Genomic DNA, 15,926 nt, shown 5'->3' with positions numbered 1-15,926 from the left:
ATTAGGATAAGATTTAATCTTATCCTAATCTAGTACTCGATGAACTTGAAAATGTTGCGTGGATACCAGTATTGTCATTGCGAGGAGGCAATGCCCGCGTGGATACCCTAAACGTCATTGCGAGCGACCAAAGGCGTTGTTGCATGGCTCGAATTTTTGCAAAGTGTTCCGGTGTCATGCCGTGGCTTGACCACGGCATCCAGTCTTTTTATTAAGGTTTTTCTGGATACCGTGGTCAAGCCCACTAGTGTACGAACGTTTAAATAAAGAGGTAAAAATTCTGTCATTCCGTGGCTACGACCACTTCAGTCCAGCTTATAATATCATAAAAAGATTCTAAAATAAGTCTAATATGGCTTTATTTTCCTGGATGCCGTGATCAAGTCACGGCATGACACAGCCTTTTTTCAACGTTCGTACAGTAGTGGGTCAAGCCACGGTATGACACCGTACTTATAATAACCATAATACGGAAATTATTAGCCATGCAACAACGCCTCCAGTCGCTCGCAATGATGATTTCGGATATTATTCCCATCTACGTAACAATGTCGTTTCTCGCAATAACAAACTAACGAGTCGGTTCGTCTAGATGATTTTTTTCATAATTTTCGTGCCGTTCTTGTGCTTCAATGCACAATGTGGCAACAGGTCGTGCTTGTAGTCGTTTTATGCCGATCGGCTCACCTGTTTCTTCACAATAACCGTAGTCTTTATTTTCTATACGTAATAAAGCGTCTTCTATTTTATCAAGTAATTTTCGATATCTGTCTCTTGTGCGAAGTTCAAAAGCCGTATCTGTTTCAATCGAAGCTCGATCGTTAAAATCGGGTTCGTTCCAATTTTCTTCTTTAAGATGGTTTAAAGTTTCTCGTGATTCACCTAATAACGAATCTTTCCACTCTAAAAGTTTTTGTCTAAAATATTCTAGTTGCAAAGGGTTCATATATTCCTCTTCTTTAGAAGGGGTGTAACCTGATGGTAATATAAGTTTAGGCATATTAATTTCTCGATACTAAAACTTTAAAATAATATAATGGATAACTTAAAATTAAAGCAAGAAGTTTATGTTAATTTAAGATATTTTTCTTTTTTAATAGGATGGGAAACGTTATATACCGCTTCTAAATGCTTAATATTCGTTTTAGTATAACTTTGGGTAGTAGATAAGCTTTTATGTCCCAACAATTCTTGAATAGAGCGCAAATCAGCGCCGTTTTCAAGTAAATGAGACGCAAAGCTGTGTCTAAATGAGTGCGCCGTTAAATATTCCGGTAGACCGTAAAAACGTCTCAATTTAATAAGTTCGCGATTAAAAACAGGAGGTTGCAATTTTTTGCCTTGTTTTCCTCTAAATATTGATTCCTGATCATGTAACTCATAAGGTAATAATTTTAAATATTCTTCAATTAAGCTGCGAACCATGGGTAACCATGGAATAACTCTTTCTTTATTGCCTTTGCCTACTATCTTAATAAAATCTAAATTTTGCAGGTGAATTTTAGTAATAGATAATGCTTCGGAAATTCTTAAACCTGAAGCATAAATAAGAATAAGAAGTGCCTTATTTCTAAGTTCCAACCACTCAATATTAGTAAATTCATTAATATGTTCAAGTGATATAATAGTATCGTCTTGTGATAAAGCTTTAGGTAATAATTTATTTTTTTTAGGATTTTTAACGGAAAAAATAATATGACAATTTATATGAATTGTCTTTTCTAAAAATTTATAAAAATTTTTTACGGCAGATAAGCCCCTAGCAATAGAAGAAACGACAAAATTATCACACTGCCTTTTTGATAACCAACTTCGTATAAACCTTATATCTGTCTCTTGTATATGATTAATAGTTACTAATTCCGAATTATAGTAATTCATAAATTCAAGAAAGTGTTTAAGGTCGTTATTATAGGCAATTATAGTATGATCAGAATAATTTTTTTGTAATTTAAGATATTTCTGCCATTTGTCTATTAGCTCTTTAGTTTGAATATCCAGTAGCATTATTAAATCTTCAATAATTTGGTAATTTACCATTTTAACATAAAATAATAAATTTTACTAAATTATAAATTTTTATGTCTAATAAAAGTCTAACTGTTATTGACTCGTATTTTTATAAATGTTAGCATAAATTTATACGGTTTACGTTTGCTTAACGTAAATCTTGTAGGCTAAAATTCTTTATTAATACTTATGTATAAAGTAAAACAATATTTTTAGGAGAAAGGCAATGTTAAATAATACACAATTTTTGGATATGATGAAATCTTATATGAATCCGGAGGCTTATATGAGTTCCATAAAAAATATACCTAATGTCGATCTTTCGTCTGTTACAGGGACTATACAAAGAGCTATGAATATTTTTACGACGACCAACCAAATAGCTATTGAAAGCATGCAGACGCTAATTAAAAAAAATTCCGAGATTTTACAAAGTAACGTTAATAATATTGTGAATTCTACTAAAGAAGCAATGAATTCCGGAGATATTAAACAAGCAGCGGATTGTCATCAACAATGTTTAAAATCAGTTTATGAAACATCTATAAATAATGCAAAAGAACTAGCAAATATTGCTTATGAATCTTCTGCAAAAATATTAGAAGCCGTAAATAAAAATGTTGCCGAGAATGTACATCATGCAGCTGAAAATGTGCAAAAGAAAAAATAATAATAGCTAAGGTGTTATTGTGTGGATAGGTTAAAGCATGTTCTATGTCATTCCCGCAAAAGCGGGAATCCAGACTTTCTCACCTTGTCATGCTGAACTTGTTTCAGCATCTATTGGTTTTGTTGCATGGCTCTAGAAAAGTGCTGTATGTCATTCTAGCTAAAGGCGGGAATCTAGAAAAAATACTTTTAAGTCATCCTGAATTTATTTCAGGATATACTACAAGAGATGCTGAAACAAGTTCAGCATGACAAGAATGGATTCCCGCCTACGCGGGAATGACACCAACAACGCTTGTTCAGGCCACGGGGTGACAATAAGCATTATATTCTTCAAGATTCAATATTTGTGCAGATTTAATTGTCGTTTCCGTGTGTGACGTTAAAAGAATGATCCCGCCGCTATTTGCTTTCATAACAATCAAATTATTTAATAAATCTCGGTTCTCTTTGCTTAAGTGAGTCTCTACTTCATCCAATAACCATAAATCCGATTGACAAGCAATAAGCCTTGCTAACGCCACTGTCTTCTGCATGCCTTTAGAGAGTTTATAGCATTTCTCATTTAACAACTCATATAATTTAAAATAATGTATTGCTGCCTCAAGTGTTTCAGGTGAGTTATAAATTTCCGACCAAAATTTAAGATTATCAAAAACAGTCATTTCAGCTTTTAAACCTAAATTATGACCTATATAGTTGCAGTAAGGTTTTTCTATAAGGCTGCAATTTACATTCTTATAATAAATATTCCCGTTAGTCGGCTGCATAATATTTGCAATCATTTTAAGAAGAGAAGTTTTTCCGGAGCCGTTTGCTCCTTGCACGCAAATAATAGAAGAGGGTAAAAAGGTAATGCTCAAATTGAACAAATTTCTTTGCTCTATATTAAATATTAGCTGATGAAATGAGAGCATTAATATATTTATGAATTATATGGTTTAGCTTAAACTTAAGGCAATTCTAAGAGCTTTTTCAACTTCTATAATCTCAGCTCTATTTAATCTAGCAATAAAGCTACCTAGTCTAATTTTATCTATAGTCCTAATTTGATCAGTTAATGCTTTTGCTTCTTTATTATTTATTGTTATTTTTGCTTCAAAATGATAAAGATTATTGGTATTTGAAGTGATAGGAATAACTACTATTCTACTTGATATCTTGTTTTGAGTGTTATTAGAGATAACTATTGCCGGTCTTGTTTTATTAATTTCAGTACCAATAGTCGGATCAAGAGTTACCCAATAAACATCGCCTCTATTAACTTCTTTATTTCGGATCAAAATCATCTACTATAGCATCCCATTCAGTTAAAAGTTTTTGGCGTTCTTCATCTTGTTCTGCTTTTGTATAATCTTCTATAAGGATTTGCTCGTCTTTTTCTAATGCTTTAGTAATAGCTAGACTTACGAATTTACTAATTTTTTTAGAAGGGACGGAGTGTTTTAATTGATCATATAAAGTTTCTTGCAAGCTAATACTAAGTGTTCTCATAATATTACTCATAATTTAAAATTAATGTTATTGATTATTATACAACAACTAATAACATTAATACAAGGAAAAATAAAATTAGTAAATTTGGGGTTAAACAAATTAAATCATTTAAAATATTCGTTTTTTCAAGTAAGCTAATTAAAGTGATTTAATTCGAGGGCAAGATGACTAAAGTCAATAATTCAAAATATATTAAGGAATTATCAGTAAACGGCATTTCATATAAAATATTTGATATCAATAAAGCTGCAAGCGACATTAATCTTCCTCTTAAGAAGCTTCCTTTTAGTTTAAGGGTGTTATTTGAAAATATATTGCGTACAGGAGGACGCGAGCAAAATCTGCTTGTTTTTAAAGAATGGTTGATAAATAAAAAATCAACGGCAGAAATAGCTTTTATGCCGACAAGGGTTTTAATGCAAGATTTTACCGGCGTGCCGGCCATCGTTGATTTGGCTGCCATGCGGGATGCTATGCAAAAACTAGGCGGAGACCCTATAAAGATTAACCCGCTTATTCCGGTAGATCTTGTTATAGATCACTCGGTAAGTGTTGATTATTACGGTTCTAAAGATTCATTTAATAAAAATGTACAAATGGAGATGAAGCGTAATTTAGAGCGTTATGAATTTTTAAAATGGGGGCAGCAAGCATTTAATAATTTTAGAGTAGTACCTCCAGGTACCGGAATTTGTCACCAAGTAAATTTAGAGTATCTCGCAAAAGTAATATGGGCAAAAGAAGAAAACGGTGTAAATATCGCTTATCCCGACACATTAGTCGGCACGGATAGCAATACCCCGATGGTTAACGGTCTTGCCGTGCTGGGTTGGGGAGTCGGTGGAATTGAAGCGGAAGCGGCAATGCTGGGGCAATCTTTGTCTATGATTTTACCGGAAGTAATAGGTGTTAAATTAAGCGGTACTTTAAGCGGTACGGCTACTGCTACCGACCTTGTTTTAACGGTGACCGAGTTGCTTAGGAAGAAAAAAGTTGTCGGAAAATTTGTTGAGTTTTACGGGGAGGGACTTGAATCTCTGTCGCTTGCCGATAGAGCAACTATTGCTAATATGGCGCCTGAATACGGTGCTACTTGCGGTTTTTTCCCGATCGATAACGAAACTATAAAATATTTGGAGCTAACCGGTAGACCTTCCTCACATATTAAATTAGTAAAACAATATGCTAAAGCACAAAATTTATGGTATAGCCATGACGATGCGCCGGAATATACCGATATTTTAGAACTAAATTTAAATCAAGTAACTTCTTCTTTAGCGGGACCGAAGCGTCCGCATGATAGAGTTAATTTAGAAGATACGGCAAATAGCTTCAAACAGGCATTGCCCTCTCTTGCTTTAAATGAAGCAGATATCGATAAAAAATATTCGGTTAATAATAAAGGCTATAAGCTTGGAAACGGTGACGTAGTAATTGCGGCGATTACTAGCTGTACTAATACCTCAAATCCTGATGTGATGATAGGAGCCGGATTGCTTGCGAAAAAAGCGCTTGAGCTGGGGCTGGTTACAAAACCGTGGGTAAAAACCTCTTTTGCTCCGGGTTCAAAAGTAGTAACGGAATATCTCAAAGCTAGCGGTCTTGATGAATATCTGAATAAATTAGGGTTTGAGTTAGTGGGTTACGGCTGCACTACCTGTATAGGTAATTCGGGACCGCTTATGCCGGAAATAGAAGAAGTTATTAATAAAAATCAGCTGGTTGTTGCCTCGGTTCTCTCCGGTAATAGAAATTTTGAGGGTAGAATAAACCCTTCTACTAGAGCCAGTTATCTTGCATCTCCCTTATTGGTTGTAGCATATGCATTAGCCGGTACTATTAATGTCGACCTTACTAATCAGCCCATAGGGCAAAATGATAAAGGAAAAGATATTTATTTAAAGGATATTTGGCCGACAAAACAAGAAATAAACCGGGTAATTGAAAGCTCAATTAAATCTTCTATGTTTATAGATAAATATTCTGATATATTTATGGGGACTAAAGAATGGCAAGAGCTGAAAATTAGCAACACGGCTACTTATAATTGGCGTAAAGATAGTACTTATATAAAAAACCCGCCTTATTTTGAAAATAAGCTAGAAGGAGTGCAGAACATAATATCGGCGCGAATACTTGCTATTTTCGGTGATTTTATTACTACCGATCATATTTCACCGGCAGGAAATATCAGCAAATCAAGCCCTGCGGCTAAATATTTAACGGACCATAATATAGATATTGCAGATTTCAATTCTTACGGATCGCGTCGCGGTAATCATGAAGTAATGATGCGTGGGACATTCGCCAATATTCGTATAAAAAACGAAATGTGCGGTGGAGTTGAAGGAGGCGTTACTGTAGATCAGTTGAATAATCAGCAAGTAAGTATTTACGAGGCGGCAATGAATTATAAAACGCGTAATATTCCGTTAGTAATTTTTGCCGGAAAAGAGTATGGTAGCGGTTCGTCAAGAGATTGGGCGGCAAAAGGACCGCAGCTGCTGGGCGTGAAAGCCGTGATTGCCGAAAGCTTTGAAAGAATTCATCGATCGAATTTGGTAGGAATGGGAGTCTTACCGCTTATTTTTACAAATGGTATGACTAGAAAAGACTTGCAGCTCGATGGATCGGAATTTGTTAATATTGAAGGATTAAATGATCAAATAAAACCTTATCAAAAACTTAAATGTGTGATAAAAAAACAAAGCGGTAAGGTAGAAACTTGTGATTTAATATTGCAAATATTTACGGATAATGAGATAAATTATATAAAACACGGTAGTATAATGCATTTAGTAGTGCAGAATTTAAAGAATGCGGTTTGACGTTGTTATATTGTCACCCCGTGGCTTGACCGGTATTGTTGTGTGGATAAGTTAAAGCGTGTTCGATGTCATTCCCGTGAAAACGGGGCGTTGTTGCATGACTCGAATTTTCGATGTCATTCTAGCTAAAGGCGGGAGTCCAGACTTTTCTTTTGTCATGCTGAACTTGTTTCAGCATCTAATTCAACAGATACTGAAATAAATTCAGGATGACTATAATTTTTCTAGATTCCCGCTTTTAGCTAGAATGACATACGGCACTTTTTTAGAGCCATGCAACAAAGCCTAAAAAACAGAAAAACAACCCAACTTTTCATTTACGAGTAGTATTATGGATAAACAAATAAAAGAATACACCCAAGCGGGTAAGAAAAACTTAATTATATTATATATCTTATATTTATGTGGGATCGTTGCTCCTTTATTACCGGTAGTCGGTGCATTTTTTGCCTATGTTAATAAAGATGTTAGCGATAGATTTTTATCAAGTCATTATATATTTTTATTTCGTACTTTTTGGCTTGCATTTATCGGCTATGTCATATCAACAATTACTATGATAATTTATATCGGATTAGTGTTATATATTGCCGTATCTATTTGGTTTTTGCTGCGCATTGCCGTCGGTTTTAAATATTTATTAAACGATCAAGCGCATCCGAATCCTGAGACGTTTTGGATTAAATAATTGAGGCGAGATGTCATTCCTAGCTGCGGCGGGCATTGCCTGCGTGGATACCCTAAACGTCATTGCGAGGAGGGACAGGCGTTGTTGCATGGCTCAAATTTCCGATGTCATTCCTGCGAAAGCGGGAATCTAGAAAATACTTATAGTCATCCTGAATTTATTTCATGATCTACTAAAAAGATGCGCAAAACTTGTTCAGCATGACAAAAAAAGCCTGGATTGCCGCGTCGGCATAAATGCCTCCTCGCAATGACGATTCCGGTAGCCATGCAACAACGCCCGCCGCAGCTAGGAATGACATAAAGGGGTGCATGAATGACCTCTAAAATTAGTATAAGATTAATAGTATAAAGAATGATAAAACTTACCGTAAACGGGCAGGAGGTGGAGGTAACAGAAGGTAGTACAGTTTTTCAGGCATGTACAAAAGCCGGTATAGAAATCCCGCATTTTTGTTATCATGAGAGGCTGAAAATTGCCGGTAATTGCCGTATGTGTTTGGTCGAGATGGATAAATCGCCGAAGCCCATCGCTTCATGTGCCATGCCGGCAGGTAACGATATGGTAATTCATACCGATACGCCTATGGTTAAGAAAGCACGCGAAGGGGTGATGGAGTTTTTATTGATCAATCACCCTTTAGATTGTCCTATTTGTGACCAAGGCGGAGAGTGTGATTTGCAGGATCAGGCTTTTAAATACGGCAAAGCTAGTAACAAATTCCATGAAAATAAAAGAACCGTTAAAGATAAATATACGGGGCCGCTCATTAAAACGGCAATGACTAGATGCATACAATGCACTAGATGCATTAGATTTGCCAACGATATAGCCGGAATAGAGGAAATGGGTGCTATATATAGAGGTGAGCATATGGAGGTAACCTCGTATTTAGAGCGAAGTTTAGATTCTGAAATTTCCGGTAATATGATCGATATCTGTCCGGTCGGTGCTTTAAACTCTAAGCCATATGCCTTTAAAGCTCGTAGCTGGGAGTTAAAACACACCGACGGTATAGGGATATCTGATGCGGAAGGTACTAACATCCGTATTGATAGCAGAGACAACGAGGTAATGAGGATATTACCGCGAATCAATGAAGAAATTAACGAAGAATGGATTTCGGATAAGATTCGCTTTAGTTATGACGGCTTAAAATATCAGCGTTTAGATCGTCCGTATATCAGAAAAAACGGCAAATTAATTGAAGCAAGTTGGCTTGATGCTTTAAAGATCGTAGCCGATAAAATAACATCGCTGCAAGGAAATCAAATAGCCGCGATAGCCGGACCTCTTGCTTGTGTGGAATCAATGTTTACTCTAAAAATTTTATTGCAAAAAATCGGTTGTAATAATTTCGACGTTAATCAGTTTGATTATAAAATTGACACTTCAAGTAGGGGGAATTATCTATTTAACACTAGCATAGTCGGTATAGAAAAAGGCGATTTATGTTTATTAATAGGTGCAAATCCAAGACAGGTAGCACCGGTATTAAATAGTCGTATCGGTAAACGGCAACGATCAGGTGCATTAAAAGTTGCAAGGATCGGCGGGGGGCATGATCAAACATATAAAGTGCAGGAACTAGGAAGTAGCGTAGAAATAATTAAAGATTTAGCCGATGGCAGCCACGAATTTGCAAAAGATTTAAGCCAAGCAAAATATCCGATGATTATTATCGGCGACGGGGTATATTCAAGAAGTGACGGCTATGCTATTTTATCGCTTATACATAAAATTACCGATAAATATAATATTGTACGAGAAGATTGGAACGGTTTTAATATACTTCATAACCATGCCTCTATAGTCGGTGGGTTTGATATCGGTTTTAACTCTGTTACTAGTAACGAAATTTTAGCTAAAGCAGAACAAGAACAAATAAAATTAGTTTATCTGCTCGGAGCCGATGAAATTGATTTTGATAAACTAAAATCAGCTTTTATTGTGTATCACGGTCATCACGGAGATTTAGGCGCAACAAATGCCGATGTGATTTTCCCTGGCTGTACTTATACTGAAAAAAGCGGTATTTACGTCAATTTAGAAGGTCGACCGCAAATATCAAATCAAGCAGTACAACCGGTAGGCGAGGCTAAAGCAGATTTTCTAATTATTAAAAATTTAGCCGATCATCTAAAAATCGAACTTAACGTAAATAACTTAGAGGAAGTAAGAAGTAAGCTAGCAGCAGAATATCCGATATTTGCCAATATTAATAAAATTATAGAAAATAAATTTGTAAAATTTAATTCTAAAGATAAGTTGTTGAAGGATGAGATAGTTAATTCGCCGATTAATTATTATATGACGGACGTAATTAGCAAGGCTTCGGTTACCATGGCGAAATGCGTGCAGGCTAAGCAAGAAAGAGAGAAAATAGCATGATGTGTACAATGATATTATTTTTGCTTGAATTGTCATACCGTGGCTTGACCACGGTATCCGGTCTTTTTACTAAGTTTTTTCTGGATACCGTGGTCAAGCCACGGTATGACAACCTTCCATATTAATGGAGTACATACCTTTATTATGACCGAACTTTTTTACGAATATGCTTGGCCGCTAATTATTATTGCTTTAAAAGTAATTGCGATTACTGTCCCGTTAATATTATGCGTTGCTTATTTAACTTATGCGGAGCGCCGAGTAATCGGGCTAATGCAGCTACGAAAAGGACCGAATGTCGTTGGACTTTTCGGTCTATTACAGCCTATAGCCGATGCGGTTAAATTGTTATTTAAAGAGCCTATTATTCCGACTAAAGCCGATAAAATACTATTTGTTATTGCGCCGATGATTACTTTTATCTTAAGCCTAATAGGCTGGGCGGTAATACCTTTTAATAAAGGCTTAGTACTTGCCGATATAAATGTCGGCGTTTTATATATTCTAGCGATTTCTTCCTTAAGCGTTTACGGAATTATTATAGCAGGCTGGGCGAGTAACTCAAAATATGCTTTTCTTGGCGCGATCCGCTCGTCGGCACAAATGATTTCTTATGAAGTATCGATGGGACTTGTTATCGTTACCGTGCTTTTAACTACCGGTAGCTTAAATCTTAGCGAAATCATTGAAACGCAAAAAAACTTGCCTTGGTGGATAGATTTGATGTTATTACCGATGTGCGTCGTGTTTTTTATCTCGGTTCTAGCCGAAACTAATAGATTGCCGTTTGATCTGCCGGAAGCAGAGTCGGAGCTAGTAGCCGGTTACAACGTCGAATATTCTTCGATGGGATTTGCTTTATTTTTCTTAGGCGAATATGCTAATATGATATTAGTGAGTGCTATTACTACAACTTTCTTTTTAGGAGGGTATTTACCGCCTTTTAATATATCATGGTTGGCTTTCGTGCCTGGATTTATTTGGTTTGCCTTAAAAGTCGGATTTTTATTATTCTGTTTCTTATGGATCAGGGCAACTTTGCCTAGATATCGCTATGATCAGCTAATGCGTTTAGGGTGGAAAGTATTTTTACCGCTAACTTTATTTTGGGTTATACTAATGTCAAGTATATTAATGTATACCGATAATTTACCGAGTATACTCGTTTAATTTGAAAAATTGGCTACGTCGTCTAATAAGTTCTGCGGTGTTCACGTATTAGGGTATACGCTCCGCTCCTCGCCTTATAGACTCCTTGCTCTTTTCCAAATTAAACTTCGTCTACTTATTAAATACATAATTTTTATGATAAATTACTTAAAATCCTTTTTTCTATTTGAGATAATAACGGGATTGGCGTTAACTTTGAAATATTTGTTTAAGCCGAAAGTCACAATTAATTATCCTTACGAAAAAAGTTCGGTAAGTCCAAGATTTAAAGGCGAGCATGCGCTGCGGCGTTATGAAAACGGTGAAGAGCGTTGCATTGCCTGCAAGCTTTGTGAAGCAATTTGTCCGGCGCAAGCGATAATAATCGAAGCAGACGAACGCGAAGACGGCAGCCGCCGTACTACTCGTTACGATATCGATATGACGAAATGCATTTATTGTGGGTTATGTCAAGAGGCTTGCCCTGTTGATGCGATAGTCGAAGGTCCTAATTTTGAATTTGCAACTCTTACTCATACGGAGCTACTTTATGATAAGGAGCGATTACTACGAAACGGTGACCTTTGGGAGCAAGAACTAGCTGTTAAGTTACATCAGGATTATAAATATAGGTAGTATAAGGGTTGTATTGTGGTCAAGCCGGCGTTGTTGCGTGGCTCAAATTTTCGATGTCATTCTAGTTAAAGGCGGGAATCTAGAAAATACTTATAGTCATCCTGAATTTATTTCAGGATCTACTAAAAAGATGTGCAAAACTTGTTCAGCATGACAAAAAAAGCCTGGATTCCCGCCTGCGCGGGAATGACATACGGCACTTTTTTTAGAGCCGTGCAACAAAGCCGTCGTAGCTACGGAATGGCAGAATTTTACCTCTTTATTTAAACGTTCGTACAGTAGTGGGTCAAGCAACTAGATGACATATAAAATATTACTATAAAAACAATATCACAACATGTAAAGATGTAACAGGTCATCAATCTTTGGAGTTAAATTAATATAACGAAAGAGAAAGCAATGAAAGAACACAGTTGTAAAGAGATGAAAATATTTCTATCAGAGTCTAGAGACCCTATAAAGTATGACCCAGTATTTAGAGAGTATTATATTGAAATAAAAGGGAGTTTTAATATTATCACTATGTCTTATTGTCCTTGGTGCGGTACTAAATTACCCAAGGAACTTAGAGATGAATTTTTTGATATATTAGAGGAATACGGAATAGAAACTGATATTGGGGAATATATAAAAGACAAGCGTATTCCTGCAGAATTTCGTACTGACGAATGGTGGAAGAAGCGAGGATTATAAATTTTAATACAAATATTAAGTGAAAGAATCTACAATATGCCGATATTTTTTTATTTATTTGCTACACTCATTACTATAAGCAGTGTTTGCGTGGTTTTAAGCAAAAATCCCGTTTATTCGGTTTTGTGGTTGATTTTTGCATTTTGTAACGGTTCCGGGCTTATGATATTACTAGGTGCCGAGTTTTTAGCGATGATGCTAATCATTATTTATGTCGGTGCGGTGGCGGTATTGTTTTTATTTGTAATAATGATGTTAGATATTCATTTAAGCGCCGCAATCTCACAGCTAAAGGAAAATTTATTTTTAAGTATCGTGGTGGCGTTAGTTATGTTCACCGATTTAATAGTAATTATTTTGCTCGGCACTAAAAATATTAATTTTAATTCCGATAAATTATTTGCTATACCGAATAATATTACCAATACCGAGGCAATCGGTCTGGTGCTTTATACCGATTTTATATTACCGTTTCAAATTGCCGGTATTATTTTATTTGTGGCGATGATATCGTGTATTACGCTAACGCTCCGAAAACGTTCAGGAGTAAAGCGGCAAAATATATCTCAGCAAAATAGTAAGAATAAAGCTAATGCTATATTAATGACTAACCCTGATTTAAATAAGGGTATAGAAGGAATTAAATATGAATGAAGAGTTATATTAGAATCGTCATTGCGAGCGACTGTAAGGAGTGCGGCAATCCAGAAAATAATAAGTTTTATAGCATTTTGCTAATTTTTTTTCTGGATTGCCACGTCGCTACGCTCCTCGCAATGACGGTGTTTTTTGTAACGATTTTGGTCTACACAATACTGCATAGAAATGACACCACAAAATAAGAAGAAAAAAACACCATGAATAATTATATAGGACTACAACATTATTTGACCATAAGCTGTTTAGTTTTTACTATCGGTATGGTAGGGTTATTTATGCATCGCAAAAATATTATTACTATTTTAATGTCGATCGAGCTGATGCTGCTAGCGGTAAATATAAATTTTATTGCATTTTCCGTGTATATGCAAGAATTGTCGGGGCAGGTTTTCAGTATAATAATTTTGACGATCGCAGCTGCCGAGACTTCTATCGGGCTTGCTATATTACTAGTATATTTCCGTAATAAAGGCTCAATTGAGGTAGCGGACGTTAATCAGATGAAGGGATAAAATGCAGGGAACTATTGCCTTATTGATTGTGATGCTACCCCTAGCTTCGGCTATTATCAACGGTGCGTTATGCCTCGTAATAAACAAGAAATATGGGTCTATAATTTCTAGTAGTGCTATAATTATTTCAGCACTATTTTCGTTATACATATTTTATTATACGGGACTGAATCAAAATATATTACATATCACTTTAGGCAAGTGGTTTGAAGTTGCCGAATTTAAGGTAAATTGGGCAATTTATATCGATCAGCTCACGGCTATTATGTTTTTGGTGGTGACGTGCGTATCTAGCGTAGTGCATGTTTATTCGCTCGGTTATATGGCAGAAGATAAAGGACTTCCCAAGTTTCTCTCATTTCTCTCGTTGTTCACTTTTTTTATGCTGATGCTAGTGTCTGCCGATAATTTTCTGCAGTTATTTTTCGGCTGGGAGGGAGTCGGTCTTTGCTCATATTTGTTAATTGGGTTTTGGTATAAAAAAGATAGCGCAAATAAAGCGGCTATAAAAGCGTTTATCGTGAATAGGGTAGGAGATTTTGCTTTTATCTTAGGTATTATTGCCATTATTTTCTCCTGTCGTTCGGCAAATTTTACAGATGTATTTTTAGCCGCAAAAGGGCTAGCTAATGTAAAAATTCTCTTACTTGGTTTTGAGCCTTCGAGGTTAGATATTATATGCCTGCTGTTATTCATCGGTTGTATGGGTAAATCGGCGCAAATAGGTTTGCATGTCTGGCTGCCTGATGCAATGGAAGGACCGACGCCGGTATCGGCGCTTATTCATGCGGCAACTATGGTAACGGCGGGAGTATTTTTAGTAGCGCGCTGCTCTTACTTGTTTGAATATAGCCCAGCTATCTTACAATTTATTACTATTATCGGCGGTATTACCTGCCTTTTTGCAGCGAGCATTGCGATAGCGCAAAGCGATATCAAGAAAATTATTGCTTACTCAACATGTAGCCAGCTCGGTTATATGTTCCTTGCATGCGGCGTATCTGCCTATAATAGCGGCATATTTCATTTGGTAACGCATGCATTTTTTAAGGCGCTATTATTCTTATCGGCCGGTAGCGTAATCCATGCCGTACATGAGCAGGATATATTTAAGATGGGGGGACTGCGAGATAAAATGCCGGTTACTTACGGGAATTTTCTAATAGGTTCGCTTGCTTTAATCGGTATCTATCCTTTGGCCGGATTCTATTCTAAAGATTCAATTTTAGATTCGGCATATAGTGCCGGTTCCTTTATGTTCGTATTCGGTATTATTGCCGCAATCTTGACGGCAATTTATTCAATGAAAATTATTATATTAGTATTTCACGGTACAACCAAATTACCGCCTCCTATTTTTGAACATGCGCATGAACCGCCGAGTGTTATGAATAATCCCCTTACAATACTAGTAGCGGGTAGCTTTTTTTGCGGCATGATCGGTTATTATTTGCTATCAATAGATAAGCCCGGTGGCTATTTCCATGAAAGTATATTTAATCTGCATATCTACAAATTATTAATTAATCATCCACCGTTATATATTAAATTACTACCTATGATAGTCGGTATAATAGGGATTGTTGTAGGTGTTTGTTTTTACAAATTAAGAACCGTCACTCCGTGGCGAGGCAGGCTTGGTTTCATGGCACGAATTTCCGATGTCATTTCCGCTTCCTATGTCATTCCCGCGAAGGCGGGAATCCAGGAAATACAAAAAAGTCATCCTGAATTTATTTCAGGATCTATTAAAAAGATGCCGAAACAAGTTCAGCATGACAAAAAAAGCCTGGATTCCTGCCTTCGCGGGAATGACATCGAAGATATTTCCAAAACCATGCAACAAAGCAGACGAAGTTACAATATGACACCCTTCAAGTTAATCCGGCAGATATTGCAAAATAAATATTATTTTGATGAAATTTATGATCTAGTAATAGTGAAACCGCTTGCCCAAATTAGTCGCTTATTCTATTTTAGCGATCAAAAAATAATTGACCGTTTCGGACCCGAAGGCTTTGCAAAAATTGTTAACTGCTTTGGCTTTCTAGCAAGCAGAACCCAAACCGGTTATGTTTTTAATTATACGTTATATATAGTGTTATTTGTTATTATCGTCATTACCGGTTTTATAGTAAATTTTTTGTGGTTGATTGGGTAAAATACTGTCACCCCGTGGCTTGCTAACTAGGT

At 36.1% G+C, this 15,926-nt stretch carries 22 protein-coding genes; 14 read left to right on the top strand and 8 right to left on the bottom strand.

All coding sequences use genetic code 11. From position 1 onward, the window contains the following. Positions 1–19: 19 nt before the first annotated feature. The 4 genes from AAGD64_RS08855 to AAGD64_RS08840 form a co-directional block, all read right to left on the bottom strand. Complete coding sequence (locus AAGD64_RS08855) at positions 20–145, bottom strand: hypothetical protein (RefSeq protein ID WP_341793147.1); 126 nt, start codon at positions 143–145, stop codon at positions 20–22. Further along, entirely contained in the window at positions 108–287 is a 180-nt protein-coding gene (locus AAGD64_RS08850; RefSeq protein ID WP_341793146.1) for a palindromic element RPE4 domain-containing protein, read from the bottom strand. Before AAGD64_RS08850 ends, AAGD64_RS08855 begins: the two co-directional genes overlap by 38 nt. A gap of 284 nt (positions 288–571) precedes the next feature. Beyond that, positions 572–1,000, bottom strand: coding sequence for an RNA polymerase-binding protein DksA (gene dksA, locus AAGD64_RS08845; protein ID WP_253308437.1), 429 nt, complete (start codon positions 998–1,000; stop codon positions 572–574). A 65-nt stretch (positions 1,001–1,065) separates the two neighbouring features. Beyond that, positions 1,066–2,007 carry a tyrosine recombinase XerC gene (locus AAGD64_RS08840; protein WP_341794193.1) on the bottom strand — a complete coding sequence of 314 codons (942 nt, stop codon included), beginning with the start codon at positions 2,005–2,007 and terminating at the stop codon, positions 1,066–1,068. A gap of 229 nt (positions 2,008–2,236) precedes the next feature. Here AAGD64_RS08840 and phaP point away from each other — a divergent pair, with 229 nt between their 5' ends. Continuing rightward, complete coding sequence (gene phaP / locus AAGD64_RS08835; RefSeq protein WP_253308438.1) at positions 2,237–2,680, top strand: phasin family protein; 444 nt, start codon at positions 2,237–2,239, stop codon at positions 2,678–2,680. A gap of 44 nt (positions 2,681–2,724) precedes the next feature. Continuing rightward, positions 2,725–2,931, top strand: coding sequence for a hypothetical protein (locus tag AAGD64_RS08830; protein WP_341793145.1), 207 nt, complete (start codon positions 2,725–2,727; stop codon positions 2,929–2,931). Between the two features lie 47 nt (positions 2,932–2,978). On the opposite strand, the gene ccmA is transcribed toward AAGD64_RS08830, so the two are convergent. Genes ccmA through AAGD64_RS08815 form a run of 3 tightly spaced genes read right to left on the bottom strand, consistent with a single transcriptional unit; the run spans position 2,979 to position 4,185 of the window. Continuing rightward, positions 2,979–3,602: a heme ABC exporter ATP-binding protein CcmA gene (gene ccmA, locus AAGD64_RS08825; RefSeq protein ID WP_341794192.1), complete on the bottom strand. Its 624-nt coding sequence runs from the start codon at positions 3,600–3,602 to the stop codon at positions 2,979–2,981. 18 nt (positions 3,603–3,620) lie between these two features. Further along, entirely contained in the window at positions 3,621–3,962 is a 342-nt protein-coding gene (locus AAGD64_RS08820) for a type II toxin-antitoxin system PemK/MazF family toxin (RefSeq protein WP_253308440.1), read from the bottom strand. Then, the gene (locus AAGD64_RS08815) at positions 3,949–4,185 is read right to left on the bottom strand and encodes a hypothetical protein (protein ID WP_341793144.1); all 237 of its coding nucleotides are present in this window, start codon (positions 4,183–4,185) and stop codon (positions 3,949–3,951) included. The genes AAGD64_RS08820 and AAGD64_RS08815 overlap by 14 nt, the downstream gene beginning before the upstream one ends. A 155-nt stretch (positions 4,186–4,340) precedes the next feature. Between AAGD64_RS08815 and acnA the strand changes: the two genes are divergently transcribed. The 3 genes from acnA (at position 4,341) to AAGD64_RS08800 (ending at position 7,825) form a co-directional block, all read left to right on the top strand. Beyond that, positions 4,341–7,004, top strand: coding sequence for an aconitate hydratase AcnA (gene acnA / locus AAGD64_RS08810; protein WP_341793143.1), 2,664 nt, complete (start codon positions 4,341–4,343; stop codon positions 7,002–7,004). A gap of 331 nt (positions 7,005–7,335) precedes the next feature. Then, positions 7,336–7,692, top strand: a complete 357-nt coding sequence (locus tag AAGD64_RS08805; protein WP_253308443.1) for a DUF4870 family protein — start codon at positions 7,336–7,338, stop codon at positions 7,690–7,692. Between the two features lie 10 nt (positions 7,693–7,702). Beyond that, the gene (locus tag AAGD64_RS08800) at positions 7,703–7,825 is read left to right on the top strand and encodes a hypothetical protein (protein ID WP_341793142.1); all 123 of its coding nucleotides are present in this window, start codon (positions 7,703–7,705) and stop codon (positions 7,823–7,825) included. Between the two features lie 39 nt (positions 7,826–7,864). On the opposite strand, the gene AAGD64_RS08795 is transcribed toward AAGD64_RS08800, so the two are convergent. Beyond that, complete coding sequence (locus AAGD64_RS08795) at positions 7,865–7,993, bottom strand: hypothetical protein (protein WP_341793141.1); 129 nt, start codon at positions 7,991–7,993, stop codon at positions 7,865–7,867. A gap of 53 nt (positions 7,994–8,046) precedes the next feature. On the opposite strand from AAGD64_RS08795, the gene nuoG reads away from it, so the two are divergent. The 9 genes from nuoG (at position 8,047) to nuoL (ending at position 15,894) form a co-directional block, all read left to right on the top strand. Continuing rightward, positions 8,047–10,083 carry an NADH-quinone oxidoreductase subunit NuoG gene (nuoG, locus tag AAGD64_RS08790; protein ID WP_341793140.1) on the top strand — a complete coding sequence of 679 codons (2,037 nt, stop codon included), beginning with the start codon at positions 8,047–8,049 and terminating at the stop codon, positions 10,081–10,083. An 8-nt stretch (positions 10,084–10,091) separates the two neighbouring features. Beyond that, positions 10,092–10,208, top strand: coding sequence for a palindromic element RPE4 domain-containing protein (locus AAGD64_RS08785; protein ID WP_341793139.1), 117 nt, complete (start codon positions 10,092–10,094; stop codon positions 10,206–10,208). A gap of 19 nt (positions 10,209–10,227) precedes the next feature. Continuing rightward, positions 10,228–11,253 (top strand): NADH-quinone oxidoreductase subunit NuoH, encoded by a 1,026-nt coding sequence (gene nuoH, locus AAGD64_RS08780; RefSeq protein ID WP_341793138.1) that lies wholly within the window; start codon positions 10,228–10,230, stop codon positions 11,251–11,253. A 135-nt stretch (positions 11,254–11,388) separates the two neighbouring features. Further along, positions 11,389–11,868: an NADH-quinone oxidoreductase subunit NuoI gene (gene nuoI / locus AAGD64_RS08770; RefSeq protein ID WP_253308446.1), complete on the top strand. Its 480-nt coding sequence runs from the start codon at positions 11,389–11,391 to the stop codon at positions 11,866–11,868. A gap of 399 nt (positions 11,869–12,267) precedes the next feature. Further along, positions 12,268–12,561 (top strand): DUF6980 family protein, encoded by a 294-nt coding sequence (locus AAGD64_RS08765; protein ID WP_341793137.1) that lies wholly within the window; start codon positions 12,268–12,270, stop codon positions 12,559–12,561. A gap of 36 nt (positions 12,562–12,597) precedes the next feature. Beyond that, the gene (locus tag AAGD64_RS08760; protein WP_341793136.1) at positions 12,598–13,215 is read left to right on the top strand and encodes an NADH-quinone oxidoreductase subunit J; all 618 of its coding nucleotides are present in this window, start codon (positions 12,598–12,600) and stop codon (positions 13,213–13,215) included. Continuing rightward, the gene (locus AAGD64_RS08755; RefSeq protein ID WP_341793135.1) at positions 13,212–13,403 is read left to right on the top strand and encodes a hypothetical protein; all 192 of its coding nucleotides are present in this window, start codon (positions 13,212–13,214) and stop codon (positions 13,401–13,403) included. The genes AAGD64_RS08760 and AAGD64_RS08755 overlap by 4 nt, the downstream gene beginning before the upstream one ends. Before the next feature lie 15 nt (positions 13,404–13,418). Continuing rightward, entirely contained in the window at positions 13,419–13,733 is a 315-nt protein-coding gene (nuoK, locus tag AAGD64_RS08750; RefSeq protein ID WP_341793134.1) for an NADH-quinone oxidoreductase subunit NuoK, read from the top strand. A gap of 1 nt (position 13,734) precedes the next feature. Then, entirely contained in the window at positions 13,735–15,894 is a 2,160-nt protein-coding gene (nuoL, locus tag AAGD64_RS08745) for an NADH-quinone oxidoreductase subunit L (RefSeq protein WP_410526072.1), read from the top strand. The last annotated feature ends 32 nt before the right edge of the window (positions 15,895–15,926 follow it).

This window comes from Rickettsia endosymbiont of Ceutorhynchus obstrictus (genome assembly GCF_964026565.1).
Lineage (GTDB): Bacteria > Pseudomonadota > Alphaproteobacteria > Rickettsiales > Rickettsiaceae > Rickettsia.
The sequence above is the reverse complement of the archived record's forward strand: the minus strand, read 5'-3'. Positions and strand labels throughout refer to the sequence as shown.